Raw genomic sequence first — 17,489 nt, forward strand, 5'->3', positions numbered from 1 at the left:
TAAATACCTCAGAATGGTTACTTAATCATAACCGTTCTGAGGTATCTTTATTCTAAACTTTAAAATTATTCTGTTTCACCTTGACCAATTGTCACTGAAGTAACATAACCGTTCTCTACTTTAAATTGTAATTTGATTTTATCGCCATGATATACATATACACCATCATTAGAATCTGTACTTGACTGTGGTAAATGATTTAATTCATCATTTGGATAAACATCTTTAATTTGATCTAAAGACAATGATTGATCTGTTACTTTAAATCTGATACTTGTAGCCGTATCCTCACCTGTTGTTCTAATTTCTTGATCATACACATGCTTGTATTCAATATTATCTTCATTATCTTGTTCAATCTTATAACCATTAAAATTTAACTGCCCATTATCCAAAGCATTAACAAAACTTTTAGTTGCAAGATAAGAAGCATTTTGACCAGCATTACCATTATGTACGTATTCATCTTGATTTAATGATGATTGATGATTATAACTCGATAAGTGATTGTCCCCATTAACCATTTGTTCAGCGTGTGCGACTTGCGAAAGTGAAAAAGCAATCGATGATGCTGCAAGAGTTAAACCCATCATTTTAAAACCTTTCATTTTCTCACTCCTATAAATTGTATAAAGTAAAGTTTTCTTGTACACGCTTAGTATATCAACTATAAAATAATATCAAACCTATATTTCTTATCTTCACACTTCTATCACTTTACTGTCCTAAAATAAAATTTTAAAGACGTTCAAGCAACCTAAGTGTTGAAAATAAAAAAGAGCTAGAGAATAGCTGCTTTAGCTATTATTCTAACTCTAAATTATAATTACAATGATTTAATTCTTGCTGTTCTTAGCTCGGTTAATTAATACTTGTTTAGCTGCTTCTTCTTCAGTATTGTCTAATTCTTTAGGTTCAAATGGAATGCCTTTACGTTCACACGCTTTTTCAAGTAAATAATCTGTCATTTCATGATTTTTAGGTAATACTGGACCGTGTAAATAAGAACCTAAAAGATTTTTGTAATGGATTCCTTCTTTACGATCAGTATCATTATTACCATAACCGTGAGTCACTTGTCCAAGTGTACCAAAGTTATGATATGTTCTACCGCCATGATTTTCAAAACCAACAATGGTTCCAAATGTATCACTTTCAATCACAATATCACCTGTTAAACGGTCAGTTCGTGACTCAGTATAGAAATCAAGAACTCCTAATCCCTCAAGTTCTGTTCCATCAGGAGTAATATACTTCGTTCCTAAGAATTGGTAACCACCACAAATTGTAAGGCCTGGCATGCCATCTTCAATTGCTTCTTTAAGTGAGGTTTTAATTTTACTGAGCTCTTTAGTTGCAAGAGCTTGCTCTCGATCACTGCCGCCACCAATGAAGAATATGTCGCAATTATCGAATGTTACACCATCTGTTTCATTAATTTCTAAAACATTTAATTTGATATTTCTCTTTTTAGCACGTTGTTTTAGTGCGATGATATTCCCAATGTCACTGTATAAATTTAATTTATCAGACATAAAATGATATACCGTAAGTTCATTCATTTACGACTGACCTCCTTCAAATGAGCGATTTAATTGCTCTAGCATCGGAGCTAAAGAAGTATAATTTGGAATAGCTACCGTAAATGATGTATAGTCCATTGTTTTAGCCGTAGCTTTATAAATATCATTCTCAACAATAATAGGAACATCCACTTCAGCAAGTTTTAAACGTAGTTGTAGTTCTTCAGCACGTGTACCAGTGACAATGATAGCTTCAATATCTTGATTGCTTAACTTCTCAAAGTCAGCATCGTAAATCCATGATGTATCACGGCCATCCGCAGCATTATCGTTCAAGCTAATTACATAAACTTTCTTACCTTCAAGCTGTTCACCAACTGATAAGCTAGCATTCATTCCTGCAGGGTTCTTAGCAAGATTTATCATTGCTTCTTTATACCCTTTAGAAAAATATTGCATACGGCCATTGTCAGAAGTATATGTTTCAAAACCTTTTTGAATTGATTCGTCATTAAGTCCCAATTCTCTTAATACTGAATATGCCGCTAAAGCGTTAAATGCATTGAAGTCACCCGCAATTTTCATATTAAAAGTAAAATGATTAATCGTCATATTGATAAATGGTGAAACTTCAAAATTTGAAACTTCATATGTAGGTTCTTCACGTTTAAATCCACATTCACAATGATAATGACCAATTTGATTATAATGAATATAATCATACTGTAATAATCGCCCACAATTTGGGCAATATTTACTTTCGTTCATGGTGCTTTGTTCAAATTCATGTGCATGTGCTTTCATACCATAATATACAAGAGAATCACTTGCGATTTTCAATCGACTTACGAATGGATCATCAGCGTTTAATAATAATTTAATGCCTTTATTGCTTATCGATTTCGCTATATTATTTACCATAATATCTATTTCGCCAAATCTATCCATTTGGTCTCTGAAAAAGTTTGTAAATACCATCATTGATGGCGTAACCTCTTTAAGAACTCGAGGTATTGAGCCCTCATCAATCTCAATGATAGCAATTTTAGTGTCTTTTGAAATTTGCATAATGAATGCAGATGTAATCCCTGCAGCCATATTTGCACCTTCATTATTATGAATAATTTTAATTTGATTTTCTTTTAAAGTATGCCCTATTAAGTTAGATGTTGTTGTTTTACCATTTGTACCACTAATAAATACGATATCATCAACTTGTTCAGACAATTTTCTTAATATATTTTGATCCACACGTCTTGCAATTTGCCCAGGCAAGTCTGTTCCCTTCTTACCAACAGCTCTGCTTGCCTTACGAGCTAACTTAGCCATGTGAGTTGCAGTCCATTGTCTCATGCGTTTCCTCCTCTTAATTCCACTCGCATAATTATAACATGTAAAGGGTATAACAAAAAAGATTCTCAATTCGAAAAGAATGGCCGTTTTACAGATTAGAATAATTTTAATCTACAAATGAGAATGGTTATCTCTAGATTAGAATAATTATTATTTACTATTGAGAAAAGGTTTGTTATACTCATATATGTAATTAATTAATTCAATTTTTATAAGAGGTGAATGAGATGTTAAGTAAAGAATTACTTGAAGCATTAAACGAACAAATGAACCACGAATATTTCTCTGCTCATGCTTATATGGCAATGGCAGCTTATTGCGATAAAGAATCTTATGAAGGTTTTGCTAACTTCTACATTGAACAAGCTAAAGAAGAACGATTCCACGGTAAAAAAATCTATGATTATATTAACGATCGCGGTGAACATGCAGTTTTTGATACAATTAAAGCTCCTAAAGTAGAATTCTCATCTATTTTAGAAACATTTAAAGATGGTTTAGAACAAGAAAGAGATGTTACTAAACGTTTCTATAACCTATCTGATTTAGCGCATAAAGATAAAGACTATGCTACAATTTCATTCTTAAATTGGTTCTTAGATGAACAAGTTGAAGAAGAATCAACATTCGAAACACACATTGATTACTTAACTCGTATCGGTGACGATTGCAATACATTATACTTATATGAGAAAGAACTTGCTAATCGCTCTTTTGACGAAGAATAATTCGTAACTCTTGTCTTAAATTCAACAAGATATGATAACTATGACATTAACCTTAGTTATTAACATATCCTTATAGCCCAATCATGTGATTCATTAAAACGCATGGCTGGGCTAATTTTATATATATTATTTAAGAAAACATCTATAGAACTTACAAGAATTTACAAATTTTAACTAATGAAATTAGAGTTAGTTTATAAAAGTAGATCAAATTAAAACCACTTTACTAGGAAAGTAAAAAGAAGTGTTATAAAATATATAATTAAAGAATTTATATTAATTGAAAATGATACAGGAAGGAAAATATGAATGGCTGATAATGCTTTTGTAGCGTTAGACTTTGAAACCGCAAATGGTAAGCGTACGAGTATTTGTTCAGTTGGTATGGTTAAAGTCATCAATAATCAAATTACTGAATCATTCTACACACTAGTAAACCCCTTTGATTACTTTACTGAAACAAATATAAATGTTCATGGTATTAGACCTGAGGACGTTGAAGATGCACCAAGTTTTGAATATGTTTACCCTTATATGCTTCAATTCATAAATGAATTACCTGTTGTTGCACACAATGCGGCTTTTGATATGAATGTCTTACATCAGAGTTTAAAAAGCTTAAATATTGAAACACCTTCGATGACTTATTTTTGTTCATATCAGCTAGCCAAACGAACAATTGATGCTTACAGGTATGGTCTTAAGCATTTGATGAATCATTACCAATTAGATTTCCACGGTCATCATGACGCACTCAATGATGCTAAAGCGTGTGCAATGATTACATTTAGGTTACTCAAACACTATGATGATTTACCAAGTATGCTTTCAATCTACGGTAAGAATCTTAAAGATAAAGGCTGATTGTACACTATAACTAAGTGAACATCAGCCTATTTTTATATAAAATCATATATTGTCATATTTCGATAACTTGATTGCTCTAAATTTCCCACTGTTACGCCTATAAGTCGAATAGGTATATCAGGATCTTTTAAATCATTATAGAGTGTATAAGCTATATTATAAATGTCGTTTTCTGATTGAACAGAATCTCTTAAACTTGTTTGTTTCGATAACGTCTCATATTTAAAGGTTTTAATTTTTACTGTTACTGTTTTACCGGATTTCTGTAATTTGTTTAATCTTTCTGCAGTTTTACCAGAAAGTTCCCATACTTTCCTCAAAATTTCATCGTCATCATTTACATCAGTTGAAAAGGTGCGCTCAGTTCCTACTGATTTTCTCACTCGGGTAGCTTTCACTTCATTGTTATCAATACCTCTAGCTTTATTATATAAACCGCGGCCTCTTTTCCCGAATAGACGAATTAGTTCAAATTCATCTTTGTCGTACAAATCTTGCCCTGTAAAGATGCCATTATCATGCATAACTTTCTTTGAAGCTTTCCCAACGCCAGGAAATTCACCTATGTCTAAATTCATTAATATCTCATGTACATTTTGATAGTCTATAACGGTCATACCATTTGGTTTATTCATTCCACTCGCTAATTTAGCTAAAAATTTATTATATGATACACCAGCTGAAGCAGTTAATTGCGTTTGTTCGTAGATATCACGTCGAATATAGTTCGCAATTCTAGACGCGGGCATATCTGGTCGAACGAGATGTGTGATATCTAAATATGCTTCATCTAATGACATAGGTTCTACAATTTCTGTGTAACTTCGAAAGATATCCATAATCTGTTGTGAAACTTCTCTATATGCACCAAAACGACTAGTTACGTAATATCCATTTGGGCAAAGTTTATGAGCTTGAGACATTGGCATTGCTGAATGCACACCATATTTCCTTGCTTCATAAGATGCAGTTGATACTACGCCACGATGACTCGCTTTACCCCCTACAATGACTGGTTTGCCTTTAAGTTGAGGATTATCTCGCATTTCTACTTGCGCAAAGAAATAATCCATATCAATGTGAATAATCCTTCTCTCTGCCAAAGTCTCACCTCACTTTCCATTTTTTAAAATAGCTTGATATTATTATACGCTTTAAATAAATATTTTACATGTATTGTGCACACTTTAAAATGTATGCTCTAGAATGGTTTCAATAATAAAAACCACTTGCTCGTCTATTTGAACAAGTGGTTAATCTATTATTCATGATTTGCTTGGGTTGGTTTACTTTGATATAAGTATAATCCTTCATCATATTTTTGAACGTATTTAAATTTACTAGTTAATGCAAGTGCTACTAGAAATACATCTATCATACAGTAACTCATATGTATACTAAACATGAAAATGAGTGATGAGTAAGAATACATTTGAATAAGTATAAGTAATGTTAAACTAATAATCACAAGTGGCGCTAACATAATTGTTGTAAATTGCCATCGATTAAAACATGTATTGGAGAATTGCATGATGATGGATCGTTTATTGTATTTAATTGAAGGTTTTTGCCCTTTTGAAAATAGTATAAATAGTAATCTGTGAATAAGCTCATGAACAATTAATAATATAATAAAACCTATGAATCCATAGAACAAGTTCATCACTATATTTTGTTCAATCACATGAGTCACTTTATAAGCCCATTTATAAGTAAATAATACGACGAATAATCCAAATACAATTTGCAATAAAATAAATCGCTGAAGTTGAAATTTATTCTCTGATAAATCTATTTTATGCACAACCAACCCTCCAATTCGCTATTTTTCAACCATAGTATACATCTTTTAATTTGGTTAAAAAAGACTCTTTTCAAGAAAGTAAGTTGCTTGTAATAATACCTTAACATTCAATACACATTTGCAATTAATTGTATTCTATCTCTGAGATTTTTTAATTCTCTTTACGTTCAAATAAGGCCACAGTTTCTATGTGAGTTGTTTGTGGGAACATATCCACTGGAGTTATCTCAAATAAATGATAATTATCTGATAATAATTGCGCATCTCTTTGTTGAGTAGATGGATTACAGGAAATATATACAATGCGTTTAGGATTTAATTTGAGCAACGTTTTAATAAACGTCTCATCGCAACCTTTTCTTGGTGGATCAACCATCACTACGTCAGGTTTTATTCCTTGTGCTTTCCATTCTAAAATAACATCTTCAGCTTTCCCACATTCAAAAGTCGTATTGTTTAATTGGTTTTTAGTCGCATTCTCCTGTGCGTCTCTAATAGCAGATGGTACTACTTCAACACCATAAACATGCTTAGCTTGAGGAGCCATATACAAACCTATTGTACCAATACCGCAATAAGTGTCTAATACAATTTCCTCTCCTGTTAATTGAGCATAATCAATCGCTTTTTGATAGAGTTTCTCAGTCTGGGCAGAATTTATTTGATAGAAGGATTGATCTGATATATTAAATGTAACCTCACTTAACTCATCAACAATTTTATCTTTACCATACAACGTTACAGATTGAGGTCCCATAATGACATTTGAATGCGTATCATTAATATTTTGTTTAATGCTTGTTATATTTGGAAATTCTGAGATAAGTTTTTGCACTAATACATTCGCATTTTTAAATTTCTTACCATTTGTAACAAAGATGACCATTATTTCATCAGAATGATAGCCCGTTCTAATGACTAAGTGCCTCATTAAACCTCTTTTATTTTTTTCATCATAGATACTCATATTAAGTTCATTAAACCATTGTTTTACATAGTTCATAATATTTTGATGTTGTTCATCTTGAATTAGACAACTATCCATATCGATAATGTCATGACTTCGTTGTCTATAGAATCCCATGATAGCTTTATTATCTTTATCATTCCCTACTGGAATCTGAGATTTATTACGGTATCTCCATGGTTGTTCCATTCCTAACGTAGGCTGAATCGGTGTATCTTCGAAAGGACCTTTACGATGAAATAGATTAACAACTTGTTCTTTTTTCATATTTAGTTGAGCTTGATAAGTCATATGTTGCAACTGACATCCACCACATTTGTAATAATATACACAAGGAGGCTCAACTCTATCTTTACTTTTATTTTTTACTTCAAGAAGTTTACCAATTGCAAAATTCTTTTTCACTTTAATCAATTTGTATTCTATCTCTTCTTCTATAAGAGCATTAGGCACAAACACTGGATAACGATCAATTTTTACAACGCCATGCCCTTCATGCGTTAAATCGATAACTTTTCCAGTATGCACCTCATTCTTTTTTAATGTTTCCAAAGTATTTCCCCCACATACAAAAAGGTTAGGATATCAATTCTGGGTCTCCTAACCTTCTTATTATTATTCTAATTGCTCAGTTATAGTTTACTGCTTTTCAGTGGTAATATCAGGTGTTGAACCATTATCTAATAATTCTTCATTAAAGACATCTTTAGGCGTAAATACTTCAATATGACGTTCTAAATTTAAGAAATTCGCTGGCAATTTACCACCATATTCACCATCAACATTTAATTGCATTTCGGTATATGATGAAATATTAATTGACTTAGCTTTTTCATAAATTACTTTAGGATGTTTTGTATGTTCACCACGGGAAGCTAAAGTCATGATATGTCCTAGCTCAGCTAAATTGGCTTTTTCCACTATAATTAAAGTGAAATATCCATCGTCTAATTTTGCATCAGGTACTAACTTTTCAAATCCAGCCATAGAATTCGTCAGACCAAGTAAGAAGAGCAATGCTTCCCCTTGGAATACCTTATTATCATATTCAATACGAATATCTACAGCCTTCATTTGAGGTAACATTTCAAACCCTTTAATGTAATATGCAAAAGGTCCAACAATAGATTTAAGTTTACTTGGCGTCTCATAAGAGACTTGAGTGAGTCTACCTCCTGCTGCCAAATTAATAAAGTAACGGTTATTCATCTTACCGATATCTACTTTAGTAGTATGACCCTCTATGATAATATCAACAGCACCCATAATATCATTTGGTAAATGTAATGCACGCCCAAAGTCATTGACAGTGCCCATAGGAATGATTCCTAATTTAGGACGATTGGGTTGCTCAGCGATACCATTAACAACTTCATTTAAAGTACCATCACCACCTGCTACAATTAACAAATCATAATGACTACTCAATGCTCTTTCCGCTTCTATTGTTGCGTCGCCAGCTTTCTCAGTAGCAAACGCACTTGTTTCATAGCCAGCTTTCTCTAATTTAATTAATACATCTGGTAATACGCGTTTAAATAGTTCTTTCCCTGATGTCGGGTTATATATAATTCTTGCACGTTTTCTCATAGTTAATCCCTCGACTTCATATACTCATACATTATATTAAATGATTTAAACATCAGTTAAAAGTATTTATTACTAATTCTCTCAACTTATCGACAATATTAATTTTAGAGAGGCTCAAAATGATTTTATTTTTAAGAATTTTAACATCAAAGATGTTTATTTGGATCTTTTAATCTAAAAAAGCTTCTATCACATGTTTGTTGACATGTAATAGAAGCTTTGAAAATGATATGTGACGGATTAGCGTTTATCTAATTCTTGTTTTAATAAACCATTAACTTTTTGAGGGTTAGCTTGGCCTTTTGAAGCTTTCATAATTTGTCCAACTAAGAAGCCCATAGCTTTGCCTTTACCATTTTTATAGTCTTCTACAGATTGAGGATTATTATCTAAAGCTTCATTAACGAATTTTAATAACGTCGCTTCATCTGAAATTTGTACTAAACCTTTATCTTCCATAATTTGTTTAGCATCTCCACCATTTTCTGCAAGTTCTGGGAAAACTTTTTTAGCAATTTTACTACTCATAGTACCGTCTTCAATCAATTTGATCATTCCTGCAAGATTTTCAGGTGTTAATTGTGTATCTTGTAATTCGACTTGATTTTTATTTAAATATTCATTTACGCCACCCATTAACCAGTTAGACGTTAACTTAACATCAGCACCATGTTCAATGGCACCTTCAAAGAAATCTGACATTTCTTTGGTAAGTGTTAAGACATGTGCATCGTATTCAGGTAAACCTAAATCATTCACATATTTAGCTTTACGCTCATCTGGCAACTCAGGAATCGTTTGGCGTACACGTTCTTTCCATTCTTCATCAACATATAAAGGTACAATATCTGGCTCTGGGAAATAACGATAATCATCAGAACCTTCTTTAACACGCATTAAAATAGTTTTACCAGTTGATTCATCAAAGCGACGTGTTTCTTGCCCAATTTCGCCACCATTAAGTAATTCTTCTTCTTGGCGTTTTTCTTCATATTCTAAACCTTTTCTTACATAGTTAAATGAGTTAAGGTTTTTCAATTCAGTTTTGGTACCAAATTCTTCTTGTCCATAAGGGCGTAATGAAATATTAGCATCACAACGTAGTGATCCTTCTTCCATCTTACAATCAGAAACACCTGTATATTGAATAATTGAACGTAACTTTTCTAAATAAGCATAAGCTTCTTGAGGTGAACGAATGTCAGGTTCAGAAACAATTTCAATTAAAGGCGTACCTTGACGGTTTAAGTCAACTAGAGAATAACCATCTTTATGTGTTGATTTACCCGCATCTTCTTCCATGTGAAGACGTGTAATACCAATACGTTTAGTTTCTCCATCTACTTCAATATCAATATAACCATTTTCACCAATTGGTTCATCAAATTGAGAAATTTGATATGCCTTTGGATTATCAGGATAGAAATAGTTTTTACGGTCAAATTTAGAATTTGTAGCGATATCCATATTTAAAGCCATTGAAGCTCTCATAGCCCAATCTACTGCACGTCTATTTACAACCGGTAATACACCTGGATATGCTAAGTCGATAACATTTGTATTTGAGTTAGGTTCAGCTCCAAAATGTGCTGGTGATGGAGAGAACATTTTTGAGTCTGTTTTTAACTCAACGTGAACTTCAAGTCCTATAACTGTTTCAAAATGCATGGTTTCCACTCCTTATAATTTTTCGTATGCGTCATGTAAGTTGTATTGTGTTTCATATTGATAAGCTACACGATATAACGTCTTTTCATCGAAAGGTTTACCGATAAATTGTAAACCAATTGGTCGTCCGTTAGATTGTCCGCAAGGAACAGAAATACCAGGTAAACCAGCTAAGTTAACTGGTGTTGTTAGTAAATCATTTGCATACATAGTTAATGGATCATCAATTTCTTCGCCTAAATTAAATGCAGTTGTTGGCGCAGTTGGTCCTACCACTACATCATATTCTTCAAATACTTTATCAAAATCATTTTTAATTAATGTTCTCACTTTTTGAGACTTTTTATAGTAAGCATCGTAGTAACCTGAGCTTAAAGCGAATGTTCCTAAGAAGATACGACGCTTAACTTCAGCTCCGAAGCCTTCAGATCTTGACATTTTATATAACTCTTCTAACGATTGAGCTTCTTTTGAATGGTAGCCATAACGGATGCCATCAAAACGAGCTAAGTTTGCAGATGCTTCAGATGATGCAATTACATAATAAGAAGGAATACCATATTTAGTGTTAGGTAATGAAACTTCTCCTACTTCAGCACCTAAAGATTTTAATGTCTCAACAGCTTCTTTAACAGATGCTTTGACTTCTTCACTTACACCTTCTCCTAAGTATTCTTTAGGTAAAGCTACTTTAAGACCTTTGATATCTTTACCAATATCTGAAGTGAAATCAACATTTTCTACTGGTGCACTAGTTGAATCATTTGCATCTACACCTGAAATTGTTTCAAGTACAATTGCGTTATCTTTAACGTTACGTGTAATAGGACCAATTTGATCTAAAGAAGAAGCAAAAGCCACTAAACCAAAACGTGATACACGTCCATATGTAGGTTTCATACCTACGACACCACAATATGCTGCTGGTTGTCTGATAGAACCTCCTGTATCAGATCCTAAACTAAATGGTACTAAACCTGCTGCAACAGCTGCTGCTGAACCACCAGAAGAACCTCCAGGTACTGCTGTATGATCGAATGGGTTTAACGTTTTCTTAAAGTAAGATGTTTCAGTTGAACCACCCATTGCAAACTCATCCATATTTAATTTACCAATAAGTACGGCATTTTCTCCATGTAATTTATTCATTACAGTAGACTCGTATATTGGTACGAATCCTTCAAGCATTTTACTCGCACATGTAGTTTCTACATCTTTGGTAATAATATTATCTTTAATTCCCATAGGAATACCGAATAATTTACCGTCCATTTGATCTTTCGCTTGTAAATCATCTAGTTCTTCTGCTTTTTTAATAGCATTCTCTTTATCTAAAGCTAAGAAAGATTTGATAGTTGGGTCTGTTTCTTCAATAGCTGCATAAATATCTTTAACAACTTCAGAAGGTTTAATTTCTTTGTTCTTAATCATTTCTGTTAATTTTTCAACAGATTCATAGCGAATACTCATCTTAAGCGTCCTCCCCATTCATGATGGATGGCACTTTAAATTGTCCATCTTCTGTTTCTTTTGCATTTTTCAATGCTAATTCTTGAGGAATGCCCTCGATTGCTTTATCGTCACGTAACACGTTTTGTAAATCTAATACGTGATAAGTTGGCTCAACACCTTCAGTATCAGCACTATCATTTTGTTTCGCAAAATCTAAAATACTTTCTAAGGTATTAGCCATTTCTTCTGTTTCTTCAGAAGAAATTTGAAGTCTAGCTAAATTAGCAATATGTTCAACTTCTTCACGTGTAACTTTAGTCATTAAATAAAAGCCTCCTTAATACTCATTCATCATCAAATTGTATCAAATTTCGCTATAAAAATCTAAGTTTTTATAACGATGTTAGATAAAATAAAGGCTTGATATATCAGCCTTTATAAACTTCCTTAAATTAGGTTACATATTTAAGTTAATTCAATCTTACATAATAACATTCATACAACTTCTACTTTTAAATTTTAAATAATATGCAATTTTATACAATCGAAAGTTAATTTCAAACTTTCGAGTAAGCGCTTTCTATACTGGTATTAAAGCTATTTTTTTACAAATATTGAATTTTTACTTTTCTGAACATTTCATTATCATGTATAATATTACAAATAACTTATTTAAAAACAAAGTAAAGGGAGTGTTTCATATGCTGACATTAGGTTCTACACTCAGTAACCAAGTCGATGCGAATTGGCAAACATACATTATGATTGCAGCTTACTTCATTATTCTGCTCGTTATCGGCTTTTACGGTTACAAACAAGCTACGGGCAATTTAAGTGAATTTATGCTAGGAAGACGTAATATAGGACCATATATTACAGCTCTATCAGCAGGTGCTTCTGATATGAGTGGCTGGATGATTATGGGACTTCCAGGTTCAGTCTATAGCACAGGTCTTTCTGCCATATGGATAACAATAGGTTTAACACTTGGTGCATATATCAACTATTTCGTCGTCGCTCCTAGATTACGAGTCTATACAGAAATTGCTGGGGATGCCATCACCTTACCTGATTTCTTCAAGAATAGATTGAATGATAACCAAAATGTGATTAAAATTATTTCCGGATTAATTATTGTTGTCTTCTTTACTTTATATACTCATTCTGGATTCGTTTCAGGTGGTAAATTATTCGAAAGTGCCTTCGGACTTAATTACCATTTTGGATTGATATTAGTTGCAGTCATCGTTATCCTATACACCTTTTTCGGAGGTTATTTAGCTGTATCAATTACTGACTTTTTCCAAGGCGTGATTATGATTATTGCAATGGTAATGGTACCTATTGTTGCCCTTTTAAAATTAAATGGATGGGACACGTTTCATGAAGTGGCACAAATGAAACCAACAAATTTAGATTTATTTAGAGGGACAACTGTAATTGGTATTATATCTCTATTTTCTTGGGGACTTGGTTACTTTGGACAACCACATATCATAGTACGATTCATGTCTATTAAATCTCATAAGTTATTACCTAAAGCAAGACGTTTAGGAATTAGTTGGATGGCAATAGGTTTACTTGGTGCAGTGGGAGTTGGTTTAACAGGTATCGCGTTTATTTCTGAAAAACACATCAAATTAGAAGATTCAGAAACACTATTTATTGTTATGAGCCAAGTTTTATTCCACCCTCTTGTTGGTGGTTTCTTGTTAGCGGCAATTTTAGCTGCAATTATGAGCACTATTTCTTCCCAACTATTAGTAACATCTAGTTCTTTAACTGAAGATTTTTATAAACTTGTACGGGGTGAAGATAAAGCAGTAGCTCATCAAAAAGAATTTGTAATGGTAGGCCGTTTGTCAGTACTAGTTGTTGCCATTGTTGCAATAGCTATCGCTTGGCATCCAAATGACACAATTCTTAACCTTGTGGGTAATGCTTGGGCAGGTTTTGGTGCTGCATTTAGCCCACTTGTACTATTTTCACTGTATTGGAAAGACCTCACACGTGCTGGAGCCGTGAGTGGTATGATTGCAGGTTCTCTAGTCGTTATCATTTGGATAGCATGGATTAAACCACTTGCTTCGGTCAACGAATTATTTGGAATGTACGAAATTATTCCAGGCTTTATCATCAGCGTAATGGTTACTTATTTTGTAAGTAAATTAACTAAGAAGCCAGGTACCTTCGTTGAAAATGATTTAAACAAAGTGAAGCAAATCGTTCGAGAATAAATTCTAAATTTAACATTAAAATAGGCGCCTTCGACTTTATCACTTATTCTAGTCGAAGGCGCCTATAACTATATTAATTATGATAGATATGAACTTGTGGTTCTTTATCATCTTTCGATTTGCTAATTAATGCACGAGGTGTATTACCATCTTTGATGCGAATTTCATACTCATCAATATTATCAAAATATTTTTCAGCTTGCTCTGTAACATATTGAGTAATACCAATAGTTTCAGCTTGCCCATAATAATCGATTGGTAAATCAACAGTTAATTGTTTTGGTTTCTTATTAATAAATTTCACTTTACCTACTGCTTGAGTAAAGTTAGAGAAGTAAGATTGTAAATTATCATTAAATTGTTTGAAATTATTATTTAATGTTTCATTATAATCCTCTGCAGTTGAAGAAGGAAGCAAGGCTGATTTTTCTTTAATAGCGTCCCATTCATTAATTTTCGTTTTACCATCATCTGCAGTTGCACCAGCAATAAATTCACCTGGTGTAATAGAATCTTGGCCTGATTGTTTATAAATTGCAAAATGAATTGGTATATCTTTTAAATCGCTATTTTCACGTAAGCGAGATAACATTTCACTTGCCATTTGTTTACCTTGTTTTTCAATTTCTTTATCATCTAATTTTTTACTATATGTTTCTCCATCTTTTTCTTTTTGATAATAGTAAACACTATTCATAGCTAGTCCAATCGTCATGCCTTTGATATTTTTAGCTTTAGAATCATTATTACCATAAAAATCTTGTTCTAGTATATTTGAAAGATAAGCTGGTGATTGTTTTGCTATTTTTTCTTCGTCTGTTTCACCATTCTGCGAAGGATTAAGACCAAGGTTTTCATTCGCTTTCTTACTTTTCTTCTCGTTCTCACTCATCTTATCAATTTCTTTTTTCGTGTATTTAGGATTTAAATAGGCATTAATTGTCTTCTTATCTAAATACTGTCCATCTTGGTAAAGATATTTATTTGTCGGGAATACTTCTTTACTTAAAGTCAATAAGCCACTTTCAAAATCTTCACCGTTATAGCTATTTGCCATATTATCTTGCAAGAGACCTCTCGCTTGGCTCTCTTTAAAGGGTAAAATTGTTCTATAATTATCTCCTTGAACATTTTTGTCTGTTGCAATTTGTTTTACTTGGTTCGTATTTTGACTATTCTTACTTCCACTTTCCTCTTTATCAGATTGGTTATCTTTTTGATTGTTATTACATGCAGCTAATAAAAATATTGTCGAAATGAGTAAAATAATTGTTCGCTTCATCGACGTACTCCTCTAATTATTTAATTCTTTTTGTTTTTTAGCAAATTCATCTTCAGTCCAAATTTCTGTACCAAACTTTTCAGCTTTAGCAAGTTTAGAACCTGCGTCAGCACCGGCTATAACAATATCTGTACTTTTAGTAACACTACTTGTTACTTTAGCCCCTTGCATTTCTAACCATTGTGTAGCTTCACTTCTTGTCATTTGTTCTAGTTTACCAGTTAATACAATAGTTTTACCATTAAATTCAGGATGGCCCTCAATTTCTGTAGTTTTAATTCCTTTATAATTCATATTAACATTTTTGTCTTTTAATTTTTGAATTAAAGCACGAATATCTTGATTTTCTAAATAAGTGACAACAGATTGAGCTAGTTTATCACCTATATCATGTATCGCTACGAGTTCTTCCTCAGTCACATTTAATAAACGATCCATCGTTTCATATTTCTCTGCTAGTACTTGGCTTGCTTTAACACCTAAATGTCTGATACCTAGACCAAATAATAAATGTTCAAGTGAGTTATCTTTAGCTCTCTCTATAGCAGCTAATAGATTCTCAACTTTTTTATTACCCATACGTTCTAAAGGAAGCAAGTCTTCTTCTTTAAGATAAAAGATATCTGCAACATCTTTGATTAACTCATTTTCATATAATTGTTGAATAATTTTCGTTCCAAGTCCATCAATGTTCATTGCTTGTCTAGAGACGAAATGTATTAGTCCTTCTATAAGTTGTGCTTGACATTTAGGATTGATGCAACGAAGTGCAACTTCACCCTCTATTCTAACCAACTCATGATCGCAACTTGGGCAATGTGTTGGCATATGATATGTCTTGGCATCCTTTGGTCGTCTATCTAATATGCTCTTGACTACTTCAGGAATGATGTCACCAGCCTTCTTAACTACTACACTGTCACCAATACGAATATCTCTTTCATGTATGAGGTCCTCATTATGTAAAGACGCTCTAGAAACAGTTGTACCTGCTACTCTAACGGGTTCAAGAATAGCTGTTGGAGTTACTACACCAGTTCTCCCTATGCTTAACTCGATATCTAATAGTTTTGAAACGACTTCTTCAGCAGGAAATTTGTAGGCAATTGCCCATCTTGGAGATTTCTGTGTGTACCCCATTTCCTCTTGTTGATCTAAATCATTTACTTTAATAACAATACCGTCAATATCATATGATAAAGACTCTCTTTTCTCAGTCCATTTCTCTATATAGTCGAGAACACCATCAATATCAGCTACTCGTTCTCTTTCTTGGTTTGTTTTAAAACCTAAGTCATCAAGTTCTTGTAAAGCCCCACTTTGAGTTGTTGCATCAAACTCAGTTAAATCATTTACGCTATACAAGAAGACACTTAACTTTCTTTTGGCTGCAAGTTTAGAATCAAGTTGTCTTAAAGATCCTGCTGCTGCATTTCTTGGATTCGCAAAAGGTTGTTCACCATTCTCTTCCTTTTCCGCATTTAGATTCATAAATGATTGTCTAGGCATATAGGCTTCTCCACGCACCTCAAAATTAAGTGGTTCCTTAATTTTTAATGGTATAGCGTGGATAGTTCTTAAATTCTCAGTAATATCCTCTCCAGTAGTGCCATCACCTCGTGTCAATCCTTGAACGAATCTACCATTTTGATACTTGAGAGAAACAGCTAATCCATCGATTTTAAGTTCGCACATATACTCGACGTTTCCGATATTTTCTCTAATACGTTGGTCGAACTTTCTTAAATCTTCTTCATTAAATGCATTCCCTAAACTTAACATTGGTGTATCATGATTTACCTTTTCAAATGAGGACTGCGCCTCTCCACCTACACGTACAGTAGGTGAATCAGCAGTCTTATATTCGGGATGCTTCTCTTCAATATCTATAAGTTCATGTAATAATTTATCATATTCACTATCTGGTACAGATGGATTATCCTGTACATAATATTCATAGCTATATTGGTTTAATAAATCATGTAGTTCATTTACACGAGATTGTAAATCTTTCATCC

Annotated in this window: 15 protein-coding genes; 3 read left to right on the forward strand and 12 right to left on the reverse strand. The window is 32.9% G+C overall.

Annotated elements, in window-relative coordinates; all coding sequences use genetic code 11:
* Positions 1–65: 65 nt before the first annotated feature.
* The 3 genes from isaB to MHI13_RS17555 form a co-directional block, all read right to left on the reverse strand.
* Positions 66–608 (reverse strand): immunodominant staphylococcal antigen IsaB family protein, encoded by a 543-nt coding sequence (gene isaB / locus MHI13_RS17545; protein WP_064210688.1) that lies wholly within the window; start codon positions 606–608, stop codon positions 66–68.
* Positions 609–836: 228 nt separating this feature from the next.
* A complete protein-coding gene (locus tag MHI13_RS17550; protein WP_002469718.1) occupies positions 837–1,562 on the reverse strand; it encodes a type 1 glutamine amidotransferase in 726 nt (241 codons plus the stop codon).
* Positions 1,563–2,876: a Mur ligase family protein gene (locus tag MHI13_RS17555; protein ID WP_064210689.1), complete on the reverse strand. Its 1,314-nt coding sequence runs from the start codon at positions 2,874–2,876 to the stop codon at positions 1,563–1,565. It lies immediately after the preceding gene.
* 227 nt (positions 2,877–3,103) lie between these two features.
* On the opposite strand from MHI13_RS17555, the gene ftnA reads away from it, so the two are divergent.
* On the forward strand, positions 3,104–3,604 hold the full coding sequence (gene ftnA / locus MHI13_RS17560) for an H-type ferritin FtnA (protein WP_023350029.1): 501 nt from the start codon (positions 3,104–3,106) through the stop codon (positions 3,602–3,604).
* Between the two features lie 309 nt (positions 3,605–3,913).
* Entirely contained in the window at positions 3,914–4,468 is a 555-nt protein-coding gene (locus tag MHI13_RS17565; RefSeq protein ID WP_002453608.1) for a 3'-5' exonuclease, read from the forward strand.
* Positions 4,469–4,503: 35 nt separating this feature from the next.
* Here MHI13_RS17565 and dinB read toward each other — a convergent pair whose 3' ends face one another.
* From dinB to gatC, 7 genes are all read right to left on the reverse strand, one after another.
* Positions 4,504–5,574, reverse strand: coding sequence for a DNA polymerase IV (gene dinB, locus MHI13_RS17570; protein ID WP_047796455.1), 1,071 nt, complete (start codon positions 5,572–5,574; stop codon positions 4,504–4,506).
* Between the two features lie 158 nt (positions 5,575–5,732).
* Positions 5,733–6,275 (reverse strand): DUF3267 domain-containing protein, encoded by a 543-nt coding sequence (locus MHI13_RS17575; protein WP_064210690.1) that lies wholly within the window; start codon positions 6,273–6,275, stop codon positions 5,733–5,735.
* Positions 6,276–6,426: 151 nt separating this feature from the next.
* Positions 6,427–7,794, reverse strand: a complete 1,368-nt coding sequence (rlmD, locus tag MHI13_RS17580) for a 23S rRNA (uracil(1939)-C(5))-methyltransferase RlmD (RefSeq protein ID WP_064210691.1) — start codon at positions 7,792–7,794, stop codon at positions 6,427–6,429.
* An 87-nt stretch (positions 7,795–7,881) separates the two neighbouring features.
* A complete protein-coding gene (locus tag MHI13_RS17585; protein ID WP_002435922.1) occupies positions 7,882–8,832 on the reverse strand; it encodes a diacylglycerol kinase in 951 nt (316 codons plus the stop codon).
* Positions 8,833–9,072: 240 nt separating this feature from the next.
* Entirely contained in the window at positions 9,073–10,500 is a 1,428-nt protein-coding gene (gene gatB, locus MHI13_RS17590) for an Asp-tRNA(Asn)/Glu-tRNA(Gln) amidotransferase subunit GatB (RefSeq protein WP_002435944.1), read from the reverse strand.
* 12 nt (positions 10,501–10,512) lie between these two features.
* On the reverse strand, positions 10,513–11,970 hold the full coding sequence (gatA, locus tag MHI13_RS17595; RefSeq protein WP_064210692.1) for an Asp-tRNA(Asn)/Glu-tRNA(Gln) amidotransferase subunit GatA: 1,458 nt from the start codon (positions 11,968–11,970) through the stop codon (positions 10,513–10,515).
* A 1-nt stretch (position 11,971) separates the two neighbouring features.
* Positions 11,972–12,274, reverse strand: a complete 303-nt coding sequence (gatC, locus tag MHI13_RS17600; RefSeq protein ID WP_002435888.1) for an Asp-tRNA(Asn)/Glu-tRNA(Gln) amidotransferase subunit GatC — start codon at positions 12,272–12,274, stop codon at positions 11,972–11,974.
* A gap of 379 nt (positions 12,275–12,653) precedes the next feature.
* Between gatC and putP the strand changes: the two genes are divergently transcribed.
* Positions 12,654–14,189, forward strand: a complete 1,536-nt coding sequence (gene putP / locus MHI13_RS17605) for a sodium/proline symporter PutP (protein ID WP_064210693.1) — start codon at positions 12,654–12,656, stop codon at positions 14,187–14,189.
* A 73-nt stretch (positions 14,190–14,262) separates the two neighbouring features.
* Here putP and MHI13_RS17610 read toward each other — a convergent pair whose 3' ends face one another.
* Entirely contained in the window at positions 14,263–15,471 is a 1,209-nt protein-coding gene (locus MHI13_RS17610) for a CamS family sex pheromone protein (RefSeq protein ID WP_064210694.1), read from the reverse strand.
* A gap of 12 nt (positions 15,472–15,483) precedes the next feature.
* Positions 15,484–17,487, reverse strand: a complete 2,004-nt coding sequence (gene ligA / locus MHI13_RS17615; protein ID WP_064210695.1) for an NAD-dependent DNA ligase LigA — start codon at positions 17,485–17,487, stop codon at positions 15,484–15,486.
* Positions 17,488–17,489: the final 2 nt, after the last annotated feature.

The sequence above is a fragment of the Staphylococcus sp. FSL K6-0223 genome, from assembly GCF_038008285.1.

Excerpts from the sequence above, each read along its gene's own strand:
- isaB (WP_064210688.1), bottom strand. The coding sequence starts at position 608 with ATGAAAGGTTTTAAAATGATGGGTTTAACTCTTGCAGCATCATCGATT.
- MHI13_RS17550 (WP_002469718.1), bottom strand. The coding sequence starts at position 1,562 with ATGAATGAACTTACGGTATATCATTTTATGTCTGATAAATTAAATTTA.
- MHI13_RS17555 (WP_064210689.1), bottom strand. The coding sequence starts at position 2,876 with ATGAGACAATGGACTGCAACTCACATGGCTAAGTTAGCTCGTAAGGCA.
- ftnA (WP_023350029.1), top strand. The coding sequence starts at position 3,104 with ATGTTAAGTAAAGAATTACTTGAAGCATTAAACGAACAAATGAACCAC.
- MHI13_RS17565 (WP_002453608.1), top strand. The coding sequence starts at position 3,914 with ATGGCTGATAATGCTTTTGTAGCGTTAGACTTTGAAACCGCAAATGGT.
- MHI13_RS17585 (WP_002435922.1), bottom strand. The coding sequence starts at position 8,832 with ATGAGAAAACGTGCAAGAATTATATATAACCCGACATCAGGGAAAGAA.
- gatB (WP_002435944.1), bottom strand. The coding sequence starts at position 10,500 with ATGCATTTTGAAACAGTTATAGGACTTGAAGTTCACGTTGAGTTAAAA.
- gatA (WP_064210692.1), bottom strand. The coding sequence starts at position 11,970 with ATGAGTATTCGCTATGAATCTGTTGAAAAATTAACAGAAATGATTAAG.
- gatC (WP_002435888.1), bottom strand. The coding sequence starts at position 12,274 with ATGACTAAAGTTACACGTGAAGAAGTTGAACATATTGCTAATTTAGCT.
- putP (WP_064210693.1), top strand. The coding sequence starts at position 12,654 with ATGCTGACATTAGGTTCTACACTCAGTAACCAAGTCGATGCGAATTGG.
- MHI13_RS17610 (WP_064210694.1), bottom strand. The coding sequence starts at position 15,471 with ATGAAGCGAACAATTATTTTACTCATTTCGACAATATTTTTATTAGCT.
- ligA (WP_064210695.1), bottom strand. The coding sequence starts at position 17,487 with ATGAAAGATTTACAATCTCGTGTAAATGAACTACATGATTTATTAAAC.